This is a genomic window from Sphaerisporangium sp. NPDC049457 (assembly GCF_055586705.1).
The window spans coordinates 64,103-88,133 of sequence record NZ_JBVJHR010000010.1 but is presented as its reverse complement, the minus strand read 5'-3'; the positions used below and the strand labels follow the sequence as shown (position 1 = coordinate 88,133).

At 71.3% G+C, this 24,031-nt stretch carries 19 protein-coding genes; 6 read left to right on the top strand and 13 right to left on the bottom strand.

Annotated elements, in window-relative coordinates; all coding sequences use genetic code 11:
* Positions 1-89: 89 nt before the first annotated feature.
* Together ACZ6QO_RS17345 and ACZ6QO_RS17340 are read right to left on the bottom strand one after the other, a co-directional pair.
* Positions 90-1,136 carry a sulfotransferase family protein gene (locus ACZ6QO_RS17345; RefSeq protein ID WP_465851734.1) on the bottom strand — a complete coding sequence of 349 codons (1,047 nt, stop codon included), beginning with the start codon at positions 1,134-1,136 and terminating at the stop codon, positions 90-92.
* Positions 1,137-1,140: 4 nt separating this feature from the next.
* Positions 1,141-2,469: a CDP-alcohol phosphatidyltransferase family protein gene (locus ACZ6QO_RS17340; protein WP_465851733.1), complete on the bottom strand. Its 1,329-nt coding sequence runs from the start codon at positions 2,467-2,469 to the stop codon at positions 1,141-1,143.
* A gap of 260 nt (positions 2,470-2,729) precedes the next feature.
* Here ACZ6QO_RS17340 and ACZ6QO_RS17335 point away from each other — a divergent pair, with 260 nt between their 5' ends.
* On the top strand, positions 2,730-3,566 hold the full coding sequence (locus ACZ6QO_RS17335) for a polysaccharide deacetylase family protein (RefSeq protein ID WP_465851731.1): 837 nt from the start codon (positions 2,730-2,732) through the stop codon (positions 3,564-3,566).
* 66 nt (positions 3,567-3,632) lie between these two features.
* Positions 3,633-3,899 carry a DUF397 domain-containing protein gene (locus ACZ6QO_RS17330; RefSeq protein ID WP_465851729.1) on the top strand — a complete coding sequence of 89 codons (267 nt, stop codon included), beginning with the start codon at positions 3,633-3,635 and terminating at the stop codon, positions 3,897-3,899.
* A gap of 394 nt (positions 3,900-4,293) precedes the next feature.
* Here ACZ6QO_RS17330 and ACZ6QO_RS17325 read toward each other — a convergent pair whose 3' ends face one another.
* The 4 genes from ACZ6QO_RS17325 to guaA all read right to left on the bottom strand — a co-directional run bounded on the left by ACZ6QO_RS17325 (position 4,294) and on the right by guaA (position 9,081).
* The gene (locus ACZ6QO_RS17325; RefSeq protein WP_465851728.1) at positions 4,294-4,845 is read right to left on the bottom strand and encodes a GDYXXLXY domain-containing protein; all 552 of its coding nucleotides are present in this window, start codon (positions 4,843-4,845) and stop codon (positions 4,294-4,296) included.
* Complete coding sequence (locus ACZ6QO_RS17320) at positions 4,842-6,122, bottom strand: DUF2157 domain-containing protein (RefSeq protein WP_465851726.1); 1,281 nt, start codon at positions 6,120-6,122, stop codon at positions 4,842-4,844. The genes ACZ6QO_RS17325 and ACZ6QO_RS17320 overlap by 4 nt, the downstream gene beginning before the upstream one ends.
* Positions 6,123-6,150: 28 nt before the next feature.
* Positions 6,151-7,326: an acyltransferase family protein gene (locus tag ACZ6QO_RS17315; RefSeq protein ID WP_465851724.1), complete on the bottom strand. Its 1,176-nt coding sequence runs from the start codon at positions 7,324-7,326 to the stop codon at positions 6,151-6,153.
* Positions 7,327-7,494: 168 nt separating this feature from the next.
* A complete protein-coding gene (guaA, locus tag ACZ6QO_RS17310; protein WP_465851722.1) occupies positions 7,495-9,081 on the bottom strand; it encodes a glutamine-hydrolyzing GMP synthase in 1,587 nt (528 codons plus the stop codon).
* Positions 9,082-9,267: 186 nt separating this feature from the next.
* On the opposite strand from guaA, the gene ACZ6QO_RS17305 reads away from it, so the two are divergent.
* On the top strand, positions 9,268-11,445 hold the full coding sequence (locus ACZ6QO_RS17305) for a beta-propeller domain-containing protein (RefSeq protein WP_465851720.1): 2,178 nt from the start codon (positions 9,268-9,270) through the stop codon (positions 11,443-11,445).
* A gap of 50 nt (positions 11,446-11,495) precedes the next feature.
* On the opposite strand, the gene ACZ6QO_RS17300 is transcribed toward ACZ6QO_RS17305, so the two are convergent.
* Both ACZ6QO_RS17300 and ACZ6QO_RS17295 read right to left on the bottom strand, forming a co-directional pair.
* Positions 11,496-13,232: a glycerol-3-phosphate dehydrogenase/oxidase gene (locus ACZ6QO_RS17300; protein WP_465852013.1), complete on the bottom strand. Its 1,737-nt coding sequence runs from the start codon at positions 13,230-13,232 to the stop codon at positions 11,496-11,498.
* 594 nt (positions 13,233-13,826) lie between these two features.
* Positions 13,827-14,597 carry a DeoR/GlpR family DNA-binding transcription regulator gene (locus ACZ6QO_RS17295; RefSeq protein WP_465851718.1) on the bottom strand — a complete coding sequence of 257 codons (771 nt, stop codon included), beginning with the start codon at positions 14,595-14,597 and terminating at the stop codon, positions 13,827-13,829.
* A gap of 118 nt (positions 14,598-14,715) precedes the next feature.
* Here ACZ6QO_RS17295 and ACZ6QO_RS17290 point away from each other — a divergent pair, with 118 nt between their 5' ends.
* Together ACZ6QO_RS17290 and nagA are read left to right on the top strand one after the other, a co-directional pair.
* A complete protein-coding gene (locus tag ACZ6QO_RS17290) occupies positions 14,716-15,795 on the top strand; it encodes an SIS domain-containing protein (RefSeq protein WP_465851716.1) in 1,080 nt (359 codons plus the stop codon).
* A complete protein-coding gene (gene nagA, locus ACZ6QO_RS17285; RefSeq protein WP_465851714.1) occupies positions 15,792-16,922 on the top strand; it encodes an N-acetylglucosamine-6-phosphate deacetylase in 1,131 nt (376 codons plus the stop codon). The genes ACZ6QO_RS17290 and nagA overlap by 4 nt, the downstream gene beginning before the upstream one ends.
* Before the next feature lie 374 nt (positions 16,923-17,296).
* Here nagA and ACZ6QO_RS17280 read toward each other — a convergent pair whose 3' ends face one another.
* Complete coding sequence (locus ACZ6QO_RS17280; RefSeq protein WP_465851712.1) at positions 17,297-18,415, bottom strand: GuaB3 family IMP dehydrogenase-related protein; 1,119 nt, start codon at positions 18,413-18,415, stop codon at positions 17,297-17,299.
* A 349-nt stretch (positions 18,416-18,764) separates the two neighbouring features.
* Positions 18,765-20,243, bottom strand: a complete 1,479-nt coding sequence (gene guaB / locus ACZ6QO_RS17275) for an IMP dehydrogenase (protein ID WP_465851711.1) — start codon at positions 20,241-20,243, stop codon at positions 18,765-18,767.
* Positions 20,244-20,891: 648 nt separating this feature from the next.
* Between guaB and ACZ6QO_RS17270 the strand changes: the two genes are divergently transcribed.
* Positions 20,892-21,269, top strand: a complete 378-nt coding sequence (locus ACZ6QO_RS17270; protein WP_465851709.1) for a DUF5319 domain-containing protein — start codon at positions 20,892-20,894, stop codon at positions 21,267-21,269.
* Here the strand turns inward: ACZ6QO_RS17270 and ACZ6QO_RS17265 are convergent.
* The 3 genes from ACZ6QO_RS17265 to groL form a co-directional block, all read right to left on the bottom strand.
* A complete protein-coding gene (locus tag ACZ6QO_RS17265) occupies positions 21,230-21,439 on the bottom strand; it encodes a hypothetical protein (RefSeq protein ID WP_465851707.1) in 210 nt (69 codons plus the stop codon). The genes ACZ6QO_RS17270 and ACZ6QO_RS17265 overlap by 40 nt on opposite strands.
* Positions 21,436-22,062, bottom strand: a complete 627-nt coding sequence (locus tag ACZ6QO_RS17260) for a sigma-70 family RNA polymerase sigma factor (RefSeq protein ID WP_465852011.1) — start codon at positions 22,060-22,062, stop codon at positions 21,436-21,438. Before ACZ6QO_RS17260 ends, ACZ6QO_RS17265 begins: the two co-directional genes overlap by 4 nt.
* Positions 22,063-22,369: 307 nt before the next feature.
* Positions 22,370-23,992 carry a chaperonin GroEL gene (groL, locus tag ACZ6QO_RS17255; protein ID WP_465851706.1) on the bottom strand — a complete coding sequence of 541 codons (1,623 nt, stop codon included), beginning with the start codon at positions 23,990-23,992 and terminating at the stop codon, positions 22,370-22,372.
* Between the last annotated feature and the right edge of the window lie 39 nt (positions 23,993-24,031).

The following is a 24,031-nucleotide window of genomic DNA, read 5'->3' as shown; positions in this document are numbered from 1 at the left end:
AACGGCCGGCGCCGAACGATCGACGCTGAACGCCCGACGCTGAACGCCGGGCGCGGAGCGGTCACCGTTCAGCGGTCGACCGTTGACGGTCAGCGGTCGACGAGGGTCTGAGCCGGGTGACGGGGCGCGGGGACGGTCACCGCGGTCAGCTGCCCCGAGGTGAGCATGGCCGCCACCGGACCGGGTTCGCGGCGGCGGTTCACCTGGTCACGGGCGAGCTGGTCGCACCGGGACAGCCACCTCCGGGCCGCCGTCTTGCGGTAGGCCAGCAGGTGCGCCGGGGACGGCCGCGGGCCGCCCGCCGGCTCATAACCCCTGGCGCGCAGGCGCCCGCCCAGTACGCGGTCGCACAGTGCGATCTCCCAGGGCTCCAGCCGGGCGGCCCAGGTGCCCACCCTGGCCTGGGTGACCTCCCGGTGGGTGTTGCTGTGCCAGACCTTGTGGACGGGCACGGCCGTGGTCGCCATCCGCCGGGGCTCGCACATCGCGGGGTCGAACTCCTCGCCGAGGAAGCGGCACAGCTTGGCCAGCTCCTCCTGCGGGTCGGCGGTCAGGTCCTCGTACCGCAGCTCGTAGTACGAGCCGGCCGGCAGCCGCTCGGCGCACCGGCGCCCGAGGTCGACCGCCTCGGCCCAGGTGGCGATCGCGTGGAAGACGTCGAGGTTGTACCACGGCATCTCCTTGAGCGAGGCGACGCAGTCGCGCCCGTCCCTGACCAGGTGGACGAACTGGGCGTCGGGGAAAAGCCGCAGCAGCACGTCCACGTGCCTGATGTAGCTCGGCCGCTTGTCCCCCCAGCGCGGCTTGCCGAACCGCTCGGCGTACGCGCGGAACGCCTCGCCGATCACCGAGCCAAGCGACGCGGGTCCCTCGACGGCCCTGCGGACGTAGACCGCGCGGTCGAGTCCCAGCTCGCGGAACTTGGTGCTCTTGTCGGTGACGATCCATTCGGCCAGCCTGCGGCGGTTCTCCTCGTCGCGCATGTCCCCGTGCAGGCGCCGGTGGAAGTAGGCCGGAAGCAGGAAGCGGGTCTCCGGCGGCACCGCGATCCGCTCGTGGGCGTGCAGCATGAGCTGCAGCATCGTGGTGCCGGAGCGCGGGCAGCCGATGACGAAGATGGGCCGGTCAGGTCGCATGGATCTACACCCCCGTGAAGAACGGATCGGTCCGCACGTGCCGCTCGTCGTCCGGGCCGGGAGCGGCGTGCGCGGCTCCCGCCGCGAGGGCCCGGGTGGACTGCCACATGCGGTAGACCAGGAAGATTTCGTTGAGGACGAGCAGGGCACCGGCGCCGGTGGTGACCGGCAGCAACGCCCAGGGCCCGAGCACAGGGCCCAGGACGAACACGGCCGCGTGGAACTCGATGCCGCTCATCAGGTGCGTGCGCACGCGGTGGCGGGCGAGGTGGCGGCCGAGACGCCGGCGCAGGCCGACCGGCGGCTCGTCGCCCTCCGGCGGCTGCGGCACCTGGTGGTACGGCCCCGCCAGTGGCCGGTGGGCCGCCCCGTCGGCGGGCGCGCCGTGGCCGGACGCGGCGGCGTGGCCGTGCGGGCCGGGCCGCTCGTACGGAAATGCCTGGTCGAACGGCGCCGCGCGGTCGTAGGGGTAGGCCTTGTCGTACTCGCTGGACGGGGAGGCCTGGCGTGGGATGACCGGCCCGCTGTAGGTCTCCGCGGGCTGGTCGCCGGAACCGGGCGGCTGCTCCTGGTGCCCCGCGCGCGGGTACGGCGTGGGCGGGGCGTCCTCGAACCGGTACGACCGGTCGGCGAACTGGTCGTACGGCTCGTACGCGTCGTAGGGGTCGTAGAGGTCGCAGGAGGACGGGCCGGACGGGTGGAGCGGGGCGGACGGATGGGGCGGATCGGACGGCTCTCCGACGGAGGCCGCGGCGGCGTAGGGCATGTCGTATTCGGGGTCCTGTGCCAGCGACTCCACGGCCATGGCGTCGCGGACGGCGGCCAGCTCCTCGCGGCGGGCGGCGCGCCTGCGGGCCTTTATCGTCTGGCGCACCCGCTTCATCTGCGGGGCGTTGACGTAGCGGAACAGGTCAAGGATGGCGATGCCCGCGCCGAGCAGCACGTAGGCGAGCCGGCCGGTCGCGGCGTACTGGCCGTAGGCCAGGCCGGCGGCGCAGCAGACCACCCGGATGCGGTCGCCCACGTAGTCCAGCCAGAGTCCGAACGGGGTCCCGGTGCCCTTGAGCCGAGCGATCTTGCCGTCGACGCAGTCGATCATGAAGCTCACGTAGAACAGCGCCGCGCCGAGCACCAGGCGGTTCGCGGCGAAGCAGGCCGCGGAGACCATGCCGAGGACCAGTGAGAAACGCGTCAGGGCGTTCGGGGTGATCTCGGTGCGATTCGCTACGAACAGTGCCACCCGGCAGGCCACCGGGTCGACCATGAACACCGTCCACCATGAGTCTCTGCGTTTGCGCGTCGCGAGGACGTCATCGAGCGAATAGGACCTCATGACTGCCAGCATGGCCACGCGAAGTCACCGAAAACTCACCGTCTGTAACTAACATGAGATCTCTAGATGCTTTCTTGACCGCTACCGGCGACTGCCTCCGAGGCCTTGACCCCGGGTCGCACGAAGCCGTGTCGCGCCTCGCCCGGCCCGTTCTCAGCGCTTCATCCCTGCTGCCGGACCCATACCGTTATTGACCGCCTTATCCGGTTATTAGTGCGGCTGGGATAAAGTGACGCGGCGCTGAGCAAGGAGGAGATTCGATGCGGCGTTGGACACCGATCGTGATCGCGACCACCATCGCGCTGGCGGCCGCCCCCGCCGCCATGGCCACCGCCGACAGCACCACCACCGGCGGCACGACCGGCGGCACCGCGACCGGCACGACGGCAACTCGCTCGACGGCTCGCGCCACGACGGCGAACGGCACGGCCTCGCCCGCGGCGGCCCACGGCGCCGCCTCGTCCGCGGCGGCCAAGGTGAACTGCGCCAAGGTGAAGTGCATCGCGCTGACCTTCGACGACGGCCCCGGACCCTACACCGCCAAACTGCTGGACCTGCTCCGGCGGCATCGCACGAAGGTCACCTTCTTCCTCGTCGGCACCCATGTCGGCAAGTACCGGTCCATCGTGCGCAGGATGGCCCGCGAGGGGCACCAGATCGGCGACCACACCTTCGACCATCCGCACCTGACGTCCCTGCCCGACGACGACATCAGGGACGAGCTGACCCGCACCCAGGACGCCATCGAGAAGGCCACCGGCAAGCGGCCCGGCCTCATGCGCCCGCCGTACGGCGACACCGACGAGCGGGTGGGCGGCATCGCGGCCGAGCTGGGCCTGTCGCAGGTCCTGTGGAACGCCAGCAGCCGCGACTGGGAACTGCGCGACACCGCCGCCATCACCAAGAAGGTCATCGGCCTGGCCAAGCGCGACCGCGTCGTCCTCATGCACGACGTCTGGCCCGAGACGGTGAAGGCCATGCCGAAGATCTTGACGACGCTGGAGAAGAAGGGCTACCACGTCGTCCCGGTCACGTCACTGCTCCGCGGCAGGTCGCTCGCCGCCGGGGAGGTCTACCCTGTGGGCGGCTGGAACTGAAATGCCGCCCGCCGGGTGGCGCCGATGCCCGCTTGCCGTGGCCGGGTGGCTGCTAACGTTGCGTGCGTGACCCAACCCGCAGCGACGGAGGCAGGTCGGACGATGAGCGACGGGCGCGAGAAGGCCGAGCTGTACGCGATGGACATCTCGGACGCCACCTGGCTCAGTGCTCCCGGCAGCACGTCCGACGACCGCATCGAGATCGCGTACCTTCCCGGTGGCGCGGTCGCGCTCCGCAACCCAGCCGACCCCAACGGCACGGTGCTCAGGTTTACACCAGCCGAGTGGAACGCCTTCGTCCTAGGCGTCCGCGACGGCGAATTCGACGACTGATCACACCCCCGGCCGCACGACCACCGCACTTCGCCGGCCACTGCCTTCCGCATTCCTCCGCCAGCCCGCGACCGCGCCACGCTCCACACCAGACCAGGCCCCATCCCACCGACCGTGACGGTGCCGCACTCCACACCAGCCCGCATTCCCACCCAACAAGCCGTGACGGCGCCAGACTTCACACCAGTCCAGGCGCCATCCCACCAGCCGTGACGGTGCCGCACTCCGCACCGGCCCGGATTCTCATCCCGCTGACCGTGACGGCGCCACGCTCTACACCACCAGACCAGACGCCATCCCACCAGCCGTGACGGTTTCGGGTTCGGCGCCGGGGCGGCGGGAAGTGGTGCGGCGAAGCCGGCGCCGCCGTGCGGCGGGCAACCTGGTGGCGGCGCTAACGGGGCACCACGTCGACGAGGGCGGCGTTTCCGGCGTCATCGATCTTCAGTACGGCCGCCGCGCGGTCGGCCATGAGCTCCGACTGGACGCGGCGCGCCTTGTCCTCGGGCAGAAACAGGCTGTCGATGCCGCACGTCAGCCGCCCATACCCGTTGGTGTCGCACGTCAGGTACGGCGAGGCCGCCGGGCGCCGCCTCTCGATGCCGGCGCCCTTCCACAGGGCGCCGTCACGGACGAGCGGCACGTACACCTGCCCCGCCGCCTGGCCCTCCGCGGACGGCAGCCCCGGGTAGGTGAGCATCACGTACGCGCCTCTGAACGGGTCGACCGGATCCACCGGGCCGGCGGCCATGCGGTACTCGTCCCCCGCGACCCTGGCCGAGAGCTGCGGTCGCAGCACCGCGGCCAGCAGCACCGCCTGGACCAGCAGCGCGACGGCCACCAGGATCAAGGCGCGGCGGGAGGCACGCGACGGCGAGGCGTTCGCATGCTCGCCTCGTGACGACGATGCGTTCGCGTGCTCGTCTCGTGAGGGTGAGGGGCTCATCTGGTCGCCTCCATCAGACGGCGGCGCCCGTACTCCACCAGTATCCCGGAGACGATGAAGATCACCCCGAGCGCCAGGAACAGCGCGGCGCCCGACAGCAAGGGCTGGAACACCGCGAAGCTCTGTGCCGTGACGAAGATCACCAGGGCCACGGTAGCCAGCAGCACGAGATGTGAGGCGTCACGCCGGGCGGCGACGACGGCGAGCCAGCTCGCCGCGAGGATGTACACCAGCGTGCCGGCCACGGCACGGGCCGTCTGCGCCGCGGTGAACCCGCCGAACCGTGTCTGCGTTTCGGCGGGAGCCCAGGCGACCAGTCCCAGCACGGCGACGATCATGACGAGCGCCGCCAGAACCTCCCGGCGGCCGTCGGGGCCACCGAAGACCAGCGCGGCGCCGGCGGCCACGACTGCGGCGGCGAGCCCCGACCACAAAGCGGGCGAGCCGTACATGTCGTCCTGCCTGACGCCGGGGAAGGCCGCGACGAACAGCCCGGTCAAGGCCAGCACGAACCCCCCGAGCCGCCACACCTCCGCGAACCGCGCCGCCCACGCCCGCGGCGCTCCTCCGGCGCCCGTCCCGGCCCACCCGGCCCCGGCTTCAGCATCGGCCCCTTGATGAGCGGCGCCCTCACCGGCACTCCCCTCACCGGCGGCGGGTGAGACCGGGCGGCGCTCGTGCAGGACGGCCAGGCAGACGGCGGCCGCGCCCGCGGCCATCAGGGACGCCGCGACGCCCCCCGCCGCGCCCGTCTGCTCGCCGGTCCACCAGCCGTACCAGACCGACCCGATGGCGACCGCCGCGACCAGCGGCCCGGCGGCGCGGGTCGCGTACGCGTAGGCCAGCGCCCCGCCCGCCCAGACGCCCAGCAGGCTGGAGCTGTACGCCGGGACCTGCAGGCTCTGCGCCGCCTGGAAGATCACTCCCCCGGCGGCCAGCACCGTGACCAGCCGGGCCGCCGACCTGACCGCCGGCCCGGCGAGCACCTCACCGAGGACGGCCGCGGCCAGCCAGACCAGCGTGATGCCAGCGAACCGCGTCAGCGGCGAGAGCCGGTCCAGGTTGGCGGCGACGACCCAGATCAGCCCGATGCCGAGGAAGCCGCCACCGAGCAGCAGGACGATGCGTTCGAGGCTCAGCCGCCGGCCGGCGACGTAGCGGCCGGAGATCCGCTGCGCGGCGTCCGCGTCGATGACGCCCTCCGCCTGCCATCGGGCCAGCTCACCGTGCAGCCATGCCAGCCGTCTGGCCGGGACGCGCACCCGCGTCGGTTCCATGCCGCGTTCCTCCTTCGCCCATGTTCCGTCATGCCCCGGAACCGGGCGCCTCGCGCGGGCACAGGCGCGGGGACGCCCATGCCTTGGCCAGCCGCCGCCCGGCGCGCTGCATGGGCCGCTCGACGAAGAGGTAGGTCAGCCGGCTCACGGCCAGCACGACGGTCAGGAAGGCGACGGCCAGCAGCGCCTGTACCCCGGACGGCAGCCGGCGCGGGTCGCCGAACACGGCGAGGAAGAGCTTCAGCAGCGGATGGTGCACAAGATACACCGAGTAGCTGATCACCCCGAGCCAGACCAGCGGGCGCGGCACCGTACGGCGCCGCAGCGCCATGCCGCCCGCGAAGGTGGCCGCGACCAGCGCCAGCGTGCTGATCCACATCCGGGGGGACGCCCACACGCCGGAGGGGAAGGCGAAGAACGGTATGACCGCGAGCAGAAACGCCACGCCGGCGACCGCGCCCAGGCCGGTGACCTGCCCGCGCTCCCAGCGGTGGATCACGGTGCCGGTGAACATCACGGCGAGGATCGCCGGGCCGAGCCAGGGCGTGCGGCTGCCGAGCAGCACCAGCGTCACGGCGAGGCCGCCGAGGATCAGCGCGCCCGCCGGCCGCGCCCTGCCCGCCCCGATGACGACGCATGCCAGCCCGCCCGCGAAGGCGGCCAGCGCGACGAGAGCCGCCGGACCGCGGTCAAGGACGGGAGCCGCCAGCAGCAGGCCGACGACCATCGCCGCGAGCGCGAACGCCACGGCCCACACGCCGCTGCGGCGATGCAGCCCGGTCACGAACAGCACGGTCACCAGCAGGTAGAAGACCATCTCGTACGACAGCGTCCACATGGTGTCGGCGACGCCCGCCGAGCCGACCACGTCCAGGAGCATGGTGGCGTGCGCGGCCGCCGTGGGCGCGTCGGGCACGACCGCAGGCCGCAGCGGCACCAGCGGGAGCGACACGAGCACCAGCCCGATGACCAGCAGGTACAGCGGGTAGAGCCGGAAGAACCTGCCGGTCCAGAACGCCCGGACGTCACCCCTGTGCTCCAGCGAGGCGGGGATGATGTAGCCGCTGACCAGGAAGAACACCAGCACGCCGTACATGCCGAGGTTGAACCAGCCCGGCCGCAGCCCCGGCAGGAAGCGGTAGAACATGTGCTCCAGCAGCACGGCCGTGGCCCCGACACCCCTGATCGCGTCCAGCCACGCCAACCTCGGCCCGGAAAGACCCGGACCGTCAGCGGGGGGCGACGCGGTGCGCGGCCGAGCCGGAAGCATCAGCCAGAATTTACTCGGTCAGCGCCCGTCCAAACCGCCGACCGCGATATCCGTTCCGCTTTGCCCCAATATGCCGCTTGTGCGCCACAGTGCCGGTCCGGGTCACTCCCACTCGATGGTGCCCGGGGGCTTGCTGGTGACGTCGAGGACGACGCGGTTGATCTCGCGCACCTCGTTGGTGATGCGGGTGGAGATGCGGGCCAGCACGTCGTACGGCACGCGGGACCAGTCGGCCGTCATGGCGTCCTCGCTGGTCACCGGCCTGAGCACGACCGGGTGCCCGTACGTGCGGCCGTCGCCCTGGACGCCGACCGAGCGCACGTCGGCGAGCAGCACCACCGGGCACTGCCAGATCTCGCGGTCGAGACCCGCCCGGGAGAGCTCTTCGCGGGCGATGGAGTCGGCCTCGCGCAGGATCGCCAGCCGGTCGTGGGTCACCTCGCCGACGATGCGGATGCCGAGCCCGGGGCCGGGGAACGGCTGGCGCCACACCATCGCCGGCGGCAGCCCGAGCTCTTCGCCGGCGCGGCGCACCTCGTCCTTGAACAGCGTGCGCAGCGGCTCGACCAGGGTGAACTGCAGATCGTCGGGCAGGCCGCCGACGTTGTGGTGGGACTTGATGTTGGCCGTGCCCGTGCCGCCGCCGGACTCGACCACGTCGGGGTAGAGCGTGCCCTGGACCAGGAAGTCGACCGGCCCGTCGGCCATGATGGCGCGCTGCTCGTCCTCGAAGACGCGGATGAACTCGCGGCCGATGATCTTGCGCTTCTCTTCGGGGTCGGACACCCCGGACAGAGCCTTGAGGAACCGCTCGGCGGCGTCCACCACCCGCAGTTTCACCCCGGTGGCGGCGACGAAGTCGCGCTCGACCTGCTCGGCCTCACCCTTGCGCAGCAGCCCGTGGTCGACGAACACGCAGGTCAGGCGGTCACCGATGGCCCGCTGGACGATCGCGGCGGCCACCGCGGAATCGACACCGCCCGACAATCCGCAGATCGCCCGCCCCTCGGGGCCGACCTGCGCGCGGACGGCCTCGACGGCGTCCTCGACGATGTTGAGCATCGTCCAGGACGGGCGGCAGCCCGCCGCGTCGAGGAAGTGCTTCATCACCGTCTGGCCGTGCTCGGAGTGCAGCACCTCGGGGTGGAACTGGACGCCGTACAGGCCCCGCTCGGGGTGCTCCATCGCCGCGACCGGGGTGTCGGGCGTCCACGCCGTGACCCGGAAGCCGTCGGGGGCGGCGGCGACGCTGTCGCCGTGCGACATCCACACCGACTGGACGGCGGGCAGACCGGCGAACAGCACGCCCTCGCTGCCCACGGTCAGCGGCGTGCCGCCGTACTCGGCGACGCCCGTCTGCGCCACCTTGCCGCCGAGGACCCGCGCCATCTCCTGGAAGCCGTAGCAGATGCCGAACGTCGGCACGCCGGTGTCGAACAGCCCCTCGGGCGCGGCGGGCGCGCCCTCGGCGTACACCGACGCGGGGCCGCCGGACAGGATGATCGCCTTCGGGTTCTTCGCGAGCATTTCGCTCACCGGCATCGTCGAGGGCACGATCTCGGAGTACACGTGGCACTCGCGGACCCGGCGCGCGATCAGCTGCGCGTACTGCGCGCCGAAGTCGACGACAAGGACCGTGTCGAACTCAGACAACGGAAAACCCCCAAGAAAAGACGCCGCGGTGCACACAGTCTATCGGCGCTCATCGGCGCTCATCCCTGCCGGGACACCGGCCCCGATCCGCCCACGGGTCCGCCGGCGCGCACTGAGCGCGCACCGCTGTGGACACCGTTGTGGGCGCCGCTGTGGACGCCGCTGTGGACGCCGGCCACCGGCCGTCCTGAACCGCGCCCCGTCCGGAATCGTCATAGGGGCATGAGGACTTCGATCGGTACGGCCGCCGCCGTCGCGCTCGCCACGGGGCTCCTGGTCGCGGCGTGCACGGACGGCGGCACCGGTACGGCCCCGCAGGGCGCGCCGGTGGTGACGCTGGGCGACATCCGCCTCGTCGCCTACACCGGCTGCGACGACATGCTCGCCTCGCTGCGCGAGGCGACGGCGAAGAACGTCGGCCCCTGGGGCATCGGCCCCGGCCGGATCTTCACCGCCACCGGCAGGTCGATGGACGCGCGGGCGACCGCCGACGCGAAGTCCGCCGTCCCCAGCCACTCCACCACCAACGTGCACGAGGCGGGCGTCGACGAGCCCGACCTGGTGAAGACCGACGGCGAGCGGATCGTCACCTACGCGCGCGGCGTGCTGCGCGTCGTGGACGCCGCCACCAAGAAGGTCACCGGCACCCTGCGGCTGGCCACCGCCGACAAGGGCTGGGTCCCCGCGGAACTGCTCATCCACGGCGACCGGGCGCTCGTCCTGTTCTCCGGCGGCGGGATGGTCACGTTCGGGGCCATGGAGAAGCGCGCCGCCGGCCTCATGGGACCGGAGTACATGCTGGTCGACCTCAAGGCCATGAAGATCCTCGGATCGATCACCACCTCGGGGTCCCACGTGGACGCCCGCATGGTCGGCTCCACCGTGCGCGTCGTCGTCCGGTCCCAGCCGGACATCACCTTCGACCCCAACCCCCGCCCCGGCGATACCGAAGCCGAGCTGACCGAGCGCAACCAGAAGATCATCCGGGACGCGCCGGTCGACGCGTGGCGGCCGGCGTACGAGATCACCGGAGCCGACGGCTCGACCCGCGAGGAGAAGGTGGCCTGCGAGCGGATCAGCCATCCCCGGCAGTACACCGGGACGTCGATGCTGACCCTGCACACCATCGACCTGGAGGCCACCGGGTTCGACGGCGACGAGCCGATCAGCGTGGCCGCCGATGGCGACACCGTGTACGGCACCTCCACCAGCCTGTACGTCACCAGCAACCCCCGCTGGTGGTTCCGCGACGCGATGATCGACGACACGCCCCTCCCGCCCCCGGCGACGGCCACGCCGGCCGAGACCGGCGCGACGGTCGCTCCGGGCGGCGCCGGCGCGACCGTCGCGCCCAGGGACCCGGCGAGCACGCCGCCCGCGGAGAAGGTCGAGCCGAGCAACGACCCGTCGATGCCCTCTCTGCTGCCCGAGCCCACGGTGACGCCGACCGAGGCGGTGACGCCGACCGCGACCGTGACGCCGAGCGCGGGCCCGACCGGCTCCCCGAGCGGGACGTCCGCGCAGCAGCCGCCCGAGCGGACCGAGGTGCACCGGTTCGACATCAGCGGAGCGGGAGCCCCCGAGTACGTCGCCTCCGCCGCGGTGCCCGGACGGCTGCTCAACCAGTACGCGATGTCGGAGTACGAGGGGAACCTGCGGATCGCCACCACCTCGTCCGGCGGCCAGGGCGCGGCCGCGGAGAAGAGTTCCAGCGCGGTGTACGTGCTCGACGCCGGCACGCTCGCCAAGACCGGCGAGGTCACCGGCCTGGGCAACGGCGAGCGCATCTACTCGGTGCGCTTCATCGGCCCAGTCGGGTACGTCGTGACCTTCCGCCAGGTCGACCCGCTGTACACCCTGGACCTGCGCGACCCGGCGCGCCCGAAGGTCACGGGAGAACTGAAGATCACCGGCTACTCGGCCTACCTGCACCCGGCCGGCGACGGACGGCTGCTCGGCATCGGCCAGGAGGCGAACGAGCAGGGCAGGACGCTGGGCAACCAGATCTCCCTGTTCGACGTCGCCGACCCGGCCAAGCCGGTCAGGCTGGCCCAGTTCCACCAGAAGAACGCCCGCTCGGCGGCCGAGTGGGACCCTCACGCGTTCCTGTACTGGCCCGCGACCGGGCTCGCCATGCTGCCGCTGAGCAACTGGGGCGAGCGGAGCGACGACTACAGCACCTCCGCCCTGGTGCTGAAGGTCGGCGACGACTCGATCTCCAGCCGCGGCACGATCACCCACCCGAAGGAGCAGAGCCCGAAGGGCTTCGCGCCCGCCACGCCGACGATCCAGCGCTGCATGGTCATCGGCGACACCCTGTGGACGGTGTCGGACGCAGGGCTCAAGGCCAGCGACGCCACCACCCTGGCCGACCAGACCTGGATCCCCTTCACCGGCTGACCCACACCACCGGCCGCTGACCCGAGTCACACTCGAACGCAGGCTCAGGCTCAGACGGGCTTGGTGTCCGGCTCCGAGACCGGAACGATGTCGGGGGCGCCCAGGCGGATGGCGTCGGCCTCCTGGTCGGTGTCCTGTTCCTGCGAGGCGCGCTCGGCCTCCACGCGCTTGGCGTAGTACTCGACCTCGCGCTTGACCTGGTCGGCGTCCCACCCGAGCGGCCCGGCGAGCAGCTCGGCCGCCTCCTGGGCGACGGCGGTGCCCCGATGGAAGGTCTCGATCGAGATGCGCGTGCGGCGCGCGAGCACGTCGTTCAGGTGGCGGGCGCCCTCGTGCGTCGCCGCGTACACGACCTCGGCGCGGAGGTAGTCGTCGGCCCCGGAGAGCGGCCGCGCCAGCGACGGGTCCTGCTCGATCAGGGCGAGCACCTCGTCGATCATCGAGCCGTACCGCTGCAGCAGGTGCTCGATGCGCGCGACGTGCAGCCGGGAGGCCCGCGCCAGCCGGTGGCGCGAGTTCCACAGAGCCTGGTAGCCCTCGGCCCCGACGAGCGGGATCTTGTCGGTGCAGGAAGGCGGAACCCGCTGGTCGAGCCCGTGGACCACGGCGTCCACCGCGTCCTTGGCCATGACCCGGTACGTCGTGTACTTGCCGCCGGCGATCATCACCAGGCCGGGGACCGGGTGGGTCACCACGTGCTCGCGCGACAGCTTGGAGGTCTCCTCCGACTCCCCCGCGAGCAGCGGCCGCAGCCCCGCGTACACGCCTTCGACGTCATCGCGGGTGAGCGGCACCGAGAGCACCTCGTTGACGTGGTCGAGCACGTAGTCGATGTCCTGCCGGGACGCGGCCGGGTGGACCCTGTCCAGGGACCACTGGGTGTCGGTGGTGCCCACGATCCAGTGGCGTCCCCACGGGATCACGAACAGCACGGACTTCTCGGTGCGCAGGATGATGCCGGTCAGCGCGTGGATGCGGTCGCGCGGGACCACCAGGTGCACGCCCTTGGACGCGCGGACGTGGATCTGCCCGCGCCCGCCCACCATCTCCTGGATCTCGTCGGTCCACACGCCGGTCGCGTTGACCACCTGGCGGGCGCGGATGCTCAGCTCCGCGCCGGACTCCAGGTCGCGCACCCGGACCCCGGTGACCCGCTCGCCCTCGCGCAGGAAGCCGATCACCTTCGTGCGCGAGGCCACGTGCGCCCCGTACGAGGCGGCCGTGCGCAGCATCGTCGTGACGTACCGCGCGTCGTCCACCTGGGCGTCCCAATATTGCACCGCGCCGGTGAGCGCGGTCTTGCGCAGCGCCGGCGCGAGCCGTAGCGCCCGGCGCCGCGACAGGTGACGGTGCCCCGGCATGCCCCGGGTCAGCCCGGTCGAGAACCCGAGCGTGTCGTACAGGGTCAGGCCGGCGGCGACGTAGGGCCGTTCCCAGACGTGGTGGGTGAGGGGGAACAGGAACGGCACCGGACGGACCAGGTGGGGCGCGATGCGCTGGAGGAGCAGCGCACGCTCCTGCAACGCCTCGCGAACCAGGTCGAAGTTGAGCTGCTCCAGGTAGCGCACACCGCCGTGGATGAGCTTCGAGGAACGGGAGGAGGTGCCCGAGGAGAAGTCACGCGCCTCCGCCAGGCCGACCGTGAGCCCGCGGGTCACGGCGTCGAGCGCCACTCCCGAGCCGACCACGCCGCCGCCCACCACGAACACGTCCAACTCGTGGTCGGGTTCGGCCATCCAGGTCAGCGCCGCCGCCCGCTCGGCCGGTCCCATGCGCGCCGAATGCATGCCGCCGCCGCGGACCTCCACCTGAGCCCCCTCCCGCCTGATCCGCGTATCGGCCCGCTCCACACCCACGCCTGCCCCGATCCCTTCGACCACACCTGCCCCAGCCCTGTCGACCACGCCCGCGCCGCCCTTGCCCGTCACGCCCGCGCCGCCCTTGCCCGTCACGTCGGCGCCGGCCTTCGCTGTCACGTCCGCGCCGGTCTCCCCGGCCACGTCTGGTACGGCACTCACCTCGGCGCCGGCGTCGGAGGCGTCGGCCGTGTGCGCTGTCATCTGCGACCCCCTGGGGTGCGGCTTGTCGCGTCGTGTCGAATTCCTACCCGTGAGTAGATACCAGCATGCGATAGGCGTGTCCCACCGGTGCCGGTGCGGGTCATGCCTGGGACGGCTCACACGTGCCCTGCTCCACCAACGGCCACATCCGGCCTCGCCCGCACCACCGCCCGACCGGTAGATCTTTTCGCGGAAGCCCGCCGGCCCATGTCCGACCCCTGCAGCCTCGCGCCCCATCCGCATACCCGTAGAGACCCACGTCATCCGACCTGCGACCACCTGGGGCCGACTGAGTTTGCGGCGGGTCGAGGCGTGTCGCGCTCAGACGCGCATCACCTGCACGCCGGCGTCCATGAACGCCGACGCGTCGGCGTCGCTCATGCTCGCGTCGGTGACGAGCGTGTCGATTCGGCTGATGTCGCAGATCTTCGCGAAGACCCGCCGGCCCACCTTGGAGGCGTCCGCCACGGCGACGACGCGGGACGCCCTGCCGATGAGCAGGTTGTTCACGCTCGCCTCCCCCTCGTGGTGGGCCGAGGCCCCCGCCTTGGCGTCGATGCCGTCGACGCCAAGGAAGGCGATGTCCAAGGTGACCTGCTGCAGCACTCCGGTGGCGAGCGGACCGATGAGCTCGTAGGACTGCGGGCGGGCGACCCCGCCGGTGACAACGAGCTTGACGTTCTGCCGGACGGTCAACTCGGCGGCGATGTTGAGTGCGTTGGTCACCACGGTGATCCGCGCGTCCGGAGCGGTGTGGACGGCGAGCGTCCTTGCGACCTCCGACGTCGTCGTCCCGCCGTTCATCCCGACCACGGCCCCCGGCTGGACCAGGGCGGCCGCCGCCTCGGCGATGCGCTGTTTCTCGCCGGCGTGCCTGGCCGTCTTGTAGCGGAGCGGCAGGTCGTAGCTGACGCTTTGGGCCACGGCGCCGCCGCGCGTGCGCATGAGCATCTGCTGCTGGGACAGTTCGTCGAAATCCCGCCGGATCGTCGCGGTCGACACCCGCAGGGTGCCGGCGGCCTGCTCGACCGTCAGACGACCCTGCTCGGCCAGGAGCTCCAGCAGGGCGTTCCAGCGTTCATACCGGCTCATGGTCCCAAAGCGTCGCACACCACCCGGTCATTCTCACCTCTTCAGTCATCCCTTACTGCACAATTCTGCTCATTACTGCGACCATAGCTGCATAATCGATAAGCATGAGGAGCGGCCCGTGTCAACGCACACCGAGATCGAGATCGCCTCTCAACCGGCCTGCTGGCGCCGCGGAGCCGAGATGGCCGGGACCGCCACCGTCACCGCCGCCCTGCCCCGGCCCGGCGAGCGCGTGGCCGTCGTCGGCTGCGGCACCTCCTGGTACATCGCTCAGGCGTACGCCGTCCTGCGAGAGCGCGCCGGCCACGGCGAGACCGACGCCTTCGCCGCCTCCGAGGCCCCCCTCACCACAGGTCCGGCCGCCTCTGAGACCCCCCGGCCCACAGGTCCGGCCGCCTCCGGAGCGCCCCTCACCACAGGTTCCGCCGTCCCCGAGCAGACCGGCTCCTCCACGCACCACCAGCCCAGACCCACCCCCCATGACCAGACCCGCGCCCCCGCACACCACCAGACCTGCGGCTCCGTCGAGGCCGTGGCCGGGCGGGCCTATGACCGGGTCCTCGCGCTGACGCGGTCCGGCACCACGACCGAGGTGCTCGACCTGCTGCGCCGCCTCGACGGCACCCCGGCCACCGTCATCACCGCCGACCCCCGCACCCCTGTCATGACGCTCGCGGACGAGGTCGTCGTGCTCGACTTCGCCGACGAACGCTCGGTCGTCCAGACGCGCTTCGCCACCACGCAGCTCGCCCTGCTCCGCGCCCACCTCGGCGAGGAACTCACCCAGGCGATCGCCGACGCCGAACGCGCGCTCACCGAGCCCGTCCCCGACGCGTTCGTGGCCGCCGAGCAGTTCACCTTCCTCGGCCAGGGCTGGACCTACGGGCTCGCACAGGAGGCCGCGCTCAAGATGCGTGAGGCGTCCCGCTCCTGGACCGAGGCGTACCCGGCGATGGAGTACCGCCACGGCCCGATCAGCATCGCCGGCCCCGGCCGCATCACCTGGATGCTCGGCGCCGCGCCCGAGGGGCTCGCCGAGGACGTGCGCAGGGCGGGCGGCGTCTTCGTCAGCGGCGACGCCGACCCGATGGCCGAGCTGGTCCGCGTCCAGCGCGTCGCGGTGGCCCGCGCCAAGGCCCTCGGCCTGGACCCCGACCAGCCGCTTCACCTCACCCGATCTGTGATCCTGTCCTCATGAGCATCACACTCGCCGACGCCCGCGTGGTGACCCCCGCAGGTGTGCACGACGGCTGGATCACCATCGAGGACGGGCGCATCACCCATATCGGCCGTGGACGCGCGCCTCGCGGTGACGGGCACGGCCTCGACGGACGGTACGTCGTCCCGGGGTTCGTCGACATCCACACTCACGGCGGTGCAGGCGGATCGTTCCCGTCCGGCGACCAGGAGGAGGCGCGGCGCATCGCCGCCTTCCACACCGCGCACGGCACCACCACGATCATGGCGAGCCTGGTGACCGCCTCACTCGCCGACATCGCGCGCGCCACGGCCGCCCTGGCCGACCTGTGCGACGACGGGCTGCTGGCGGGCATCCACTTCGAGGGCCCCTACATCGCCCGGTCCCGCTGCGGCGCGCACGACCCCGCGCTGCTGCGCGAGCCGTCCCCCGGCGAGCTCGCCGGCCTGCTCAAGGCCGGGCGGGGGCACGTCCGCATGCTCACCATCGCCCCCGAGCTCCCCGGCGGGCTCGACACCATCCGCGCGGCGGCCTCGGACGGCGTGATCGTCGCCCTCGGGCACAGCGACGCCACCTACGGCCAGGCGATCGCCGGCATCACGGCCGGCTGCACGGTCGCCACTCACCTGTACAACGCCCTGCCGTCACTGCACCACCGCGAGCCCGGCCCGATCGCCGCGCTGCTGGAGGACGAGCGCGTGACGGTCGAGCTGATCAACGACGGCCTGCACGTCCACCCGGCGATGCTGCGGCTGGCCGCCCGGGCGGCGGGCACCGGTCGCGCGGTGCTGATCACCGACGCGATGGCGGCCGCCGGCATGGGCGACGGCACCTATCGGCTCGGCTCGATGGAGGTCGAGGTCGCGGGCGGCGCCGCCCGGCTGGCCGAGGGCGGCTCCATCGCCGGCAGCACGCTGACCATGGACGTCGCCTTCCGCCGCACGGTGCAGGAGGTCGGGCTGCCGGTGTCGGACGCCGCCGTGATGGCCTCGCTCACACCGGCCCGGGTGCTCGGCCTGGACGACCGCGTCGGCTCCATCGCCGTCGGCAAGGACGCCGACCTGGTCGTACTCGACGACGACCTCACCGTCCACCGCGTCATGAAACACGGCACCTGGATCAGCTAGAATCCCGCGCCAGAAGCTCGTCCTCTAACTCGATGGCCCACGTGACCAAGTCGGCGAGCGGTCCTCATGCATCCCGCCTGCTGGGGACCGACATGACTCACCCGCCGGACCTCGGCGCGGGACACCAGCGCCGTGACCGCTTACCTTCACCGGTGTGATACCTCCCGGAGGTTCTTACGACGGCGCCGCGTCGGCGGGACGGTGGACGGCGAATACCGGCGCCGCCCTACGGCGGGCACCCGGCGAACCGACCGGCCGGGAGTGCCCGCCGGTCCGGGAACGGAGCGCCGGAACCGGCGTCCGCCGCGGGGAGACCCGCGGCGGCCGCCCGAAACGGATCCCGGCCAGTCCGGAGGGCCGGGTGTCGGGGTGGGTCAGGGGACGTGGGGGGCTACTACTACCTCTACGCGTTGGAATTCTTTGAGGTCGGAGTAGCCGGCGGTGGCCATGGTGCGGCGGAGGGCGCCCATGAGGTTCATGGAGCCGTCGGCGACGGTGGACGGGCCGTGCAGGATCTGTGCCAGGGTGCCGATGGTGCCGACCTCGACGCGGGCGCCGCGCGGCAGTTCGCCGTGGTGGGCCTCCGAGCCCCAGTGGTGGCCGCGTCCGGGGGCCTCGGCGGCTCGGGCCAGAGGCGAGCCGACCATGACGGCGTCGGAGCCGCAGGCGATGGCCTTGGCGATGTCACCGGAGCTGGTCATGCCGCCGTCGGCGATGACGTGGACGTACCGGCCGCCGGACTCGTCGAGGTAGTCGCGGCGGGCCGCCGCGACGTCGCCGATGGCGGTGGCCATCGGCACCGCCACGCCGAGCACGGTGCGGGTGGTGTGGCCGGAGCCGCCGCCGAAGCCGACCAGCACGCCGGCGGCGCCGGTGCGCATCAGGTGGAGGGCCGCGGTGTAGGTGGCGCAGCCGCCGACGATGACGGGCACGTCGAGCTCGTAGATGAACTGCTTGAGGTTGAGCGGCTCGGCCCGGCCCGAGACGTGCTCGGCGGAGACCGTGGTGCCGCGGATGACGAAGATGTCGGCCCCGGCGTCGACCACCGCCTTGTAGTGCTGGGCGGTCCGCTGAGGCGACAGCCGCGCGGCGGTGGTGACGCCGGCGGACCTGATCTCCTCGATGCGGCGGCCGATCAGCTCGTCGCTGATCGGAGCGGAGTAGATGTCCTGCAGACGCTTGGTCGCGGCCTCACCGCGCAGCTCGGCCACCTCGGAGAGCAGCGACGCCGGATCTTCGTACCGCGTCCACAGGCCTTCGAGGTCGAGGACGGCGAGACCGCCGAGTCGCCCGATCTCGATGGCGGTCTTGGGCGAGACGACGCTGTCCATGGGGCTCACCACGACGGGCAGGTCGAAGCGGTAGGCGTCGATCTGCCAGGCGATGGAGACCTCTTCGGGGTCGCGGGTGCGCCGCGACGGCACGATGCCGATCTCGTCCAGCGCGTAACCGCGGCGGCCGCTCTTGCCACGCCCGATCTCTACCTGACTCATGCTGTTGTCGTTCCCGTCCCTCGGTGAAGCCGCTGTACTCGATTACGTCATTACCCTCGCGCGCCGCCTTACCCCCGCGCGCCCGCCCCCCGAACGGCCCGGCATGGCCAGCCATGGCCAGACATGGCCCGGCCGGCCCGGCCGGCGGACCGCCGACCGAGGCCGGTGACCAATGGCCGCTGGCCGGGGCCAATGGCCGGTGGCCAATCGCCGGTGCCAACGGTCGTTGGCCGGTAGCCAATGGCCGGTGGCCGGTGCCAATGGCCGGTGGCCGGTGCCAATGGCCGGTGGCCGGTGCCAATGGCCGGTGGCCGGTGCCAATGGCCGGTGGCCGATCGTCGGTGGCCGGTCAGCGGCCGTGGTAGTTGGGGGCTTCGACGGTCATCTGGATGTCGTGCGGGTGGCTCTCGGAGAGCCCGGCCGCGGTGATGGGCATCAGCTGGCCGTTCTCGCGCAGGTCGTCGATGGTGCGGGACCCGGTGTACCACATGCCCTGGCGCAGGCCGCCGACGAGCTGGTGGGCCACCGCCGCCACCGGGCCGCGATAGGGCACCTGGCCCTCGATGCCCTCGGGGATGAACCTGTCTTCGCTGGACACGCTCTCCTGGGAGTAGCGGTCTTTGCTGTAGGAGCCGCCGCGCTCGCGGTTGCGGACGGCGCCGAGCGAGCCCATGCCGCGGTAGGACTTGAACTGCTTGCCGTTGATGAAGATGAGCTCACCGGGAGACTCTTCGCAGCCGGCGAGCAGCGAGCCGAGCATGACGGTGGTGGCTCCCGCGGCCAGGGCCTTGACGATGTCGCCGGAATACTGCAGGCCGCCGTCGCCGATCACCGGCACGCCGGCGGGGCCGCAGGCGAGCGACGCCTCGTAGATGGCCGTGACCTGCGGGGCGCCCACCCCGGCCACGACGCGGGTGGTGCAGATGGAACCCGGGCCCACGCCGACCTTGACGGCGTCGGCGCCGGCGTCGATGAGCGCCTGGGCGCCGGCGCGGGTGGCGACGTTGCCGCCCACGACGTCGACCCGCCCGTTGGCCTTGATCTTGGCGACCATGTCGCACACCCCGTGGGAGTGGCCGTGGGCGGTGTCGACGATGATCACATCGACGCCCGCGTCGATCAGCGCCATGGCGCGCTGCTCGGCGTCGCCGGCGACGCCCACCGCCGCGCCGACGACCAGACGGCCGTCGGCGTCTTTGGTGGCGAGAGGATATTGCTCGCTCTTGGTGAAGTCTTTGACCGTGATGAGACCGCGCAGCCTGCCGTCGGCGTCGACCAGGGGGAGCTTCTCCACCTTGTTCTGGCGCAGCAGGCGGAACGCCTCGTCACGGGACACGCCGACCGGCGCGGTGACCAGGGGCATCGGTGTCATGACCTCGCGCACGGCGCGGCTCTGGTCGGTCTCGAACCGCATGTCGCGGTTGGTGACGATGCCGAGCAGGACGCCGCCCCGGTCGGTGACCGGCACACCGGAGATGCGGTAGCGGGCGCAGAGCTGCTCGACGTCGGCGAGGGTGGCGTCGGGCGAACAGGTCACCGGGTTGGTGACCATGCCCGCCTCGGAGCGCTTGACGAGGTCGGCCTGCTGGGCCTGCTCTTCGATGGAGAGGTTGCGGTGCAGGATGCCGATGCCGCCCTGACGCGCCATCGCCACCGCCATGCGCGCCTCGGTGACGGTGTCCATCGCGGCGGACACCAGAGGGATGCGCAGAGTGATCGAGCGCGACAGGCGGGTGGTGGTATCGGCGTCGCCCGGCTGCAGATCGGAATACGCGGGCACCAAGAGCACGTCGTCGAACGTGAGCCCCGGCTCGGTGAACTTGGCCATCTGCAACCCTCCTGCCATGGCGCTCTCAAGATGGGGAAAGGCGCCGGCCCCCTGCGGTCAGTTTAGTGGCCCGCTCATCACCTGCTCCGCAGTCCTGTGGACAACCAGAACGGGAAACGCTGACGGCCGGTCGTGCCTGTGGACGACCGGGCGGGCCCACCCCACACTCCATCACTCCTGTGGCACGGACCCCGCCGCTTCTCCACATCTCTGTGGAGATCTCCGGCCGGCTCCCCCACTTCTCCTGTGGATCATCGACGGCCTCGAAGCGATCCGGCGACGGGAATCCGCGGAGATGTCCGACCTCTGCCGGCTTCGGCCGCGGCGGCGGAAACGGCGGAATCCGGCTCTCTGCCGCCTCTCGCGGATGAATGTGGTCAAAATTTCCGGTCCGCTGACCGCTGTGGACAACGGGCCACGCGCCGCGGCGCTTCCCGGCGGCCCGCGACGCCGTCCCCCGCGCACAAATCGCCCTGTCCCTGGACGAACGGGGCTTCCGGTCGGCACGGCCGGCGCCCTCACCGTCCGCGCCGCCGGGTGACGCCAGGGACGAACGAGCCCTGAGAGGTGTGCGGAGGTCCACCGGCGCGCTCGGCATCCCCGCCACTTGCCCTCATCAGGGTAGGTGGGGGTCATAAGGTGGAATGCGTGCTGGAAGACGTCCCCCGCGACCCCTTCGCGGAAGACCCCAACGACCCTGCCGCGGTTCTCGGCGATCTCGACGACTCCGCGCCGCTGACCATGGCCGAGCGCGACGAGGCGCTCACCGACCTCGCCGATGTAGAGGTCTTCCGCTCGCTTCTCGAGCCACAGGGGGTGCTGGGGCTGGTCCTCGACTGCCCGGAGTGCGGTGAACGGCACTACTTCGACTGGGATCTGCTGCGCGGCAACCTGCGGCAGATGATCGACCACGGCCGTCCGCAGGTGCACGAGCCGGCCTTCGCCCCCGACCCTGCCGACTACGTGAGCTGGGAGTACGCCAGGGGCTACGTCGACGGGGTGATCGACACCGAGGAGAGCCGCTGATCGACGTCGCGGGTGAGCGCCCGCAACAGGCTCACCACGGGGTCGGCGTACTCGCCGAGGGGCCGCCGCCCGGCGAGCGCGTCGATGACGGCGTCCGTCTTGAGCACTTCCGGGTCGGTGTCGTCGGACTCGCGTTTTCGGAGGGAACGGGCCGGGTGGAGGGCGGTCAAGCTATCGACTCCATGTCGGCCATCGCTCGCAACCTGGCCAGCGCCCGATGCTGGGCGACGCGAACCGCACCTGGTGACATACCCAGTACGTTACCGGTCTCCTCGGCGGAGAGTCCTGACACCACCCGCAGAATGATCAGCTCGCGCTGGTTGTCCGGCAGGCGCGAGAGCAGCGCGCGGGCGTGCTCGGCCTCGATGTAGCGCACCACGGTCTCCTCCGGCCCCGGCCCCTGGTCAGGACCGTCCGGAAGGTCCTGGGTGGGCACGGCGGAGCGCACCGAACTGCGAAGCGCGTCCGCGACCTTGTGCGACGCGATGCCGAACACGAACGAGGCGAACGGGCGCCCCATGTCGCGGTAGCGCGGCAGCGCGGCCAGCACCGCGATGCACACTTCCTGGGCCACGTCGTCGGCTATGTGATAGTGGCCGGACACCCGGCCCAGACGAGCACGGCAATAGCGCACCACCATCGGGCGAAGTTGCCCGAGCAGTGATTCGATCGCGGTGCGATCTCCCTGCACGGCAAGGCTCGTCAGATCCCTGAGGTCGGACTCGTCCGATCTCGTCGCAAGCCTTACCCCAGTTTTGGCGTCGGCGACGCATCCCTCGGTCACGTTAGGCATGATGCCCGCCACGATCGCGCATGTCGTCATAGTGAACGGATACGGATTGGTCACATTGACGCGACGATAACCGAGGGTAATCGAGTGAACACAGTAGTGTTTGCATATTTCACTCGCGACCCGAATTCGTCGGATATTCGTTAGATGTCGCACCAGCTTGCAGGCCGCACGGCGCGGCGCATCCGACGCTTCGCCGCACCGGTCGGTTTACCTTCCCGGTCAAATCCGAGGCGGCAAAATCGTTTCGATACAAAAAAGCACGGCCCCCGCACTGCGGCGGGAGCCGTGCTTCGGCCGATTGATCGGATCAGTGGCCGTGACCGTGGCCGTGACCCTGGCCCGCGGCGGCCGGAGCCTCCTCCTCGGGCTTGTCGACCACGAGGACCTCGGTCGTGAGCAGCATGCCGGCGATGGACGCGGCGTTCTGCACGGCCGAGCGGGTGACCTTGACCGGGTCGATGACGCCGTCGGCGATCAGGTCGCCGTACGAGCCGGTCGCGGCGTTGAGGCCGTGACCGACCGGCAGCTCGCCGGTCTTGGCGGTGACGACGTACCCCTCGAGGCCGGCATTCTCGGCGATCCAGCGGGCGGGCTCGACGAGCGCGCGGCGGACGATGGAGACGCCGGTCGCCTCGTCGCCGGTCAGGCCGAGGTCGTCGAGGTCCTTGGCGAGGTGCACGAGCGCGGAGCCACCGCCGGAGACGATGCCCTCCTCGATCGCGGCGCGGGTCGCGGAGATGGCGTCCTCAAGGCGGTGCTTCTTCTCCTTGAGCTCCACCTCGGTGGCCGCGCCGACGCGCAGGATGCAGATGCCGCCGGACAGCTTGGCGAGGCGCTCCTGGAGCTTCTCGCGGTCCCAGTCGGAGTCGGTCTGCTCGATGGCGTGCTGAATCTCGCGGACGCGGTCCTGGATCGCCTGCGGGTCGCCGGCGCCGTCGACGATGGTCGCGCTGTCCTTGGTGACCACGATGCGGCGGGCCGTGCCGAGCACCTCGGTGCCGGCGTTGGCGAGCGTGAGGCCGAGCTCCTCGGAGATCAGCTGGCCGCCGGTCAGGATCGCGATGTCCTGCAGCATGGCCTTGCGGCGGTCGCCGAAGCCGGGCGCCTTGACGGCGACCGAGGTGAACGTGCCACGGATCTTGTTGGTGACCAGGACGGCCAGGGCCTCGCCCTCGACGTCCTCGGCGACCACGAACAGCGGCTTCTTGGTCTGGGCGACCTTCTCGAGCAGCGGCAGGAACTCGGCGATCGAGCCGACCTTGCCCTGGTTGAGCAGGACATAAGCGTCCTCGAGGACCGCTTCCATGCGCTCGGGGTCGGTCACCATGTACGGCGACAGGTAACCCTTGTCGAACTGGAGGCCTTCGGTGAACTCCAGCTCCAGGCCCATGGTGTTGGACTCTTCGACGGTGATCACACCGTCCTTGCCCACCTTGTCGAACGCCTCGGCGATCAGCTCGCCGATCTTGGCGTCCTGCGCGGAGATCGTCGCGACATTGGCGATCTCCTTCTTGTCCTCGACCGGGCGGGAAAGCTCGAGGAGGCGGTCGCTGACCGCGCGGGCGGCCAGGTCGATGCCGCGCTTGAGCGACAGCGGCGAGGCGCCGGCGGCGACGTTGCGCAGACCTTCGCGGACCATCGCCTGGGCGAGCACGGTGGCGGTCGTGGTGCCGTCACCGGCGATGTCGTTGGTCTTGGTGGCGACTTCCTTGGCGAGCTGAGCGCCGAGGTTCTCGTACGGCTTCTCGAGCTCGACCTCACGGGCGATGGTGACGCCGTCGTTGGTGATGGTCGGCGCACCGAACTTCTTGTCGATGACGACGTTGCGGCCGCGCGGCCCGAGGGTCACCTTCACGGCGTCCGCGAGGGCGTTCACGCCGCGCTCCAGAGCGCGGCGCGCGTCCTCCTCGAACTCCAAGATCTTGGGCATTTAAGTCCTCCCAGCATCAAGGCCCCGGGCCTTGCGATA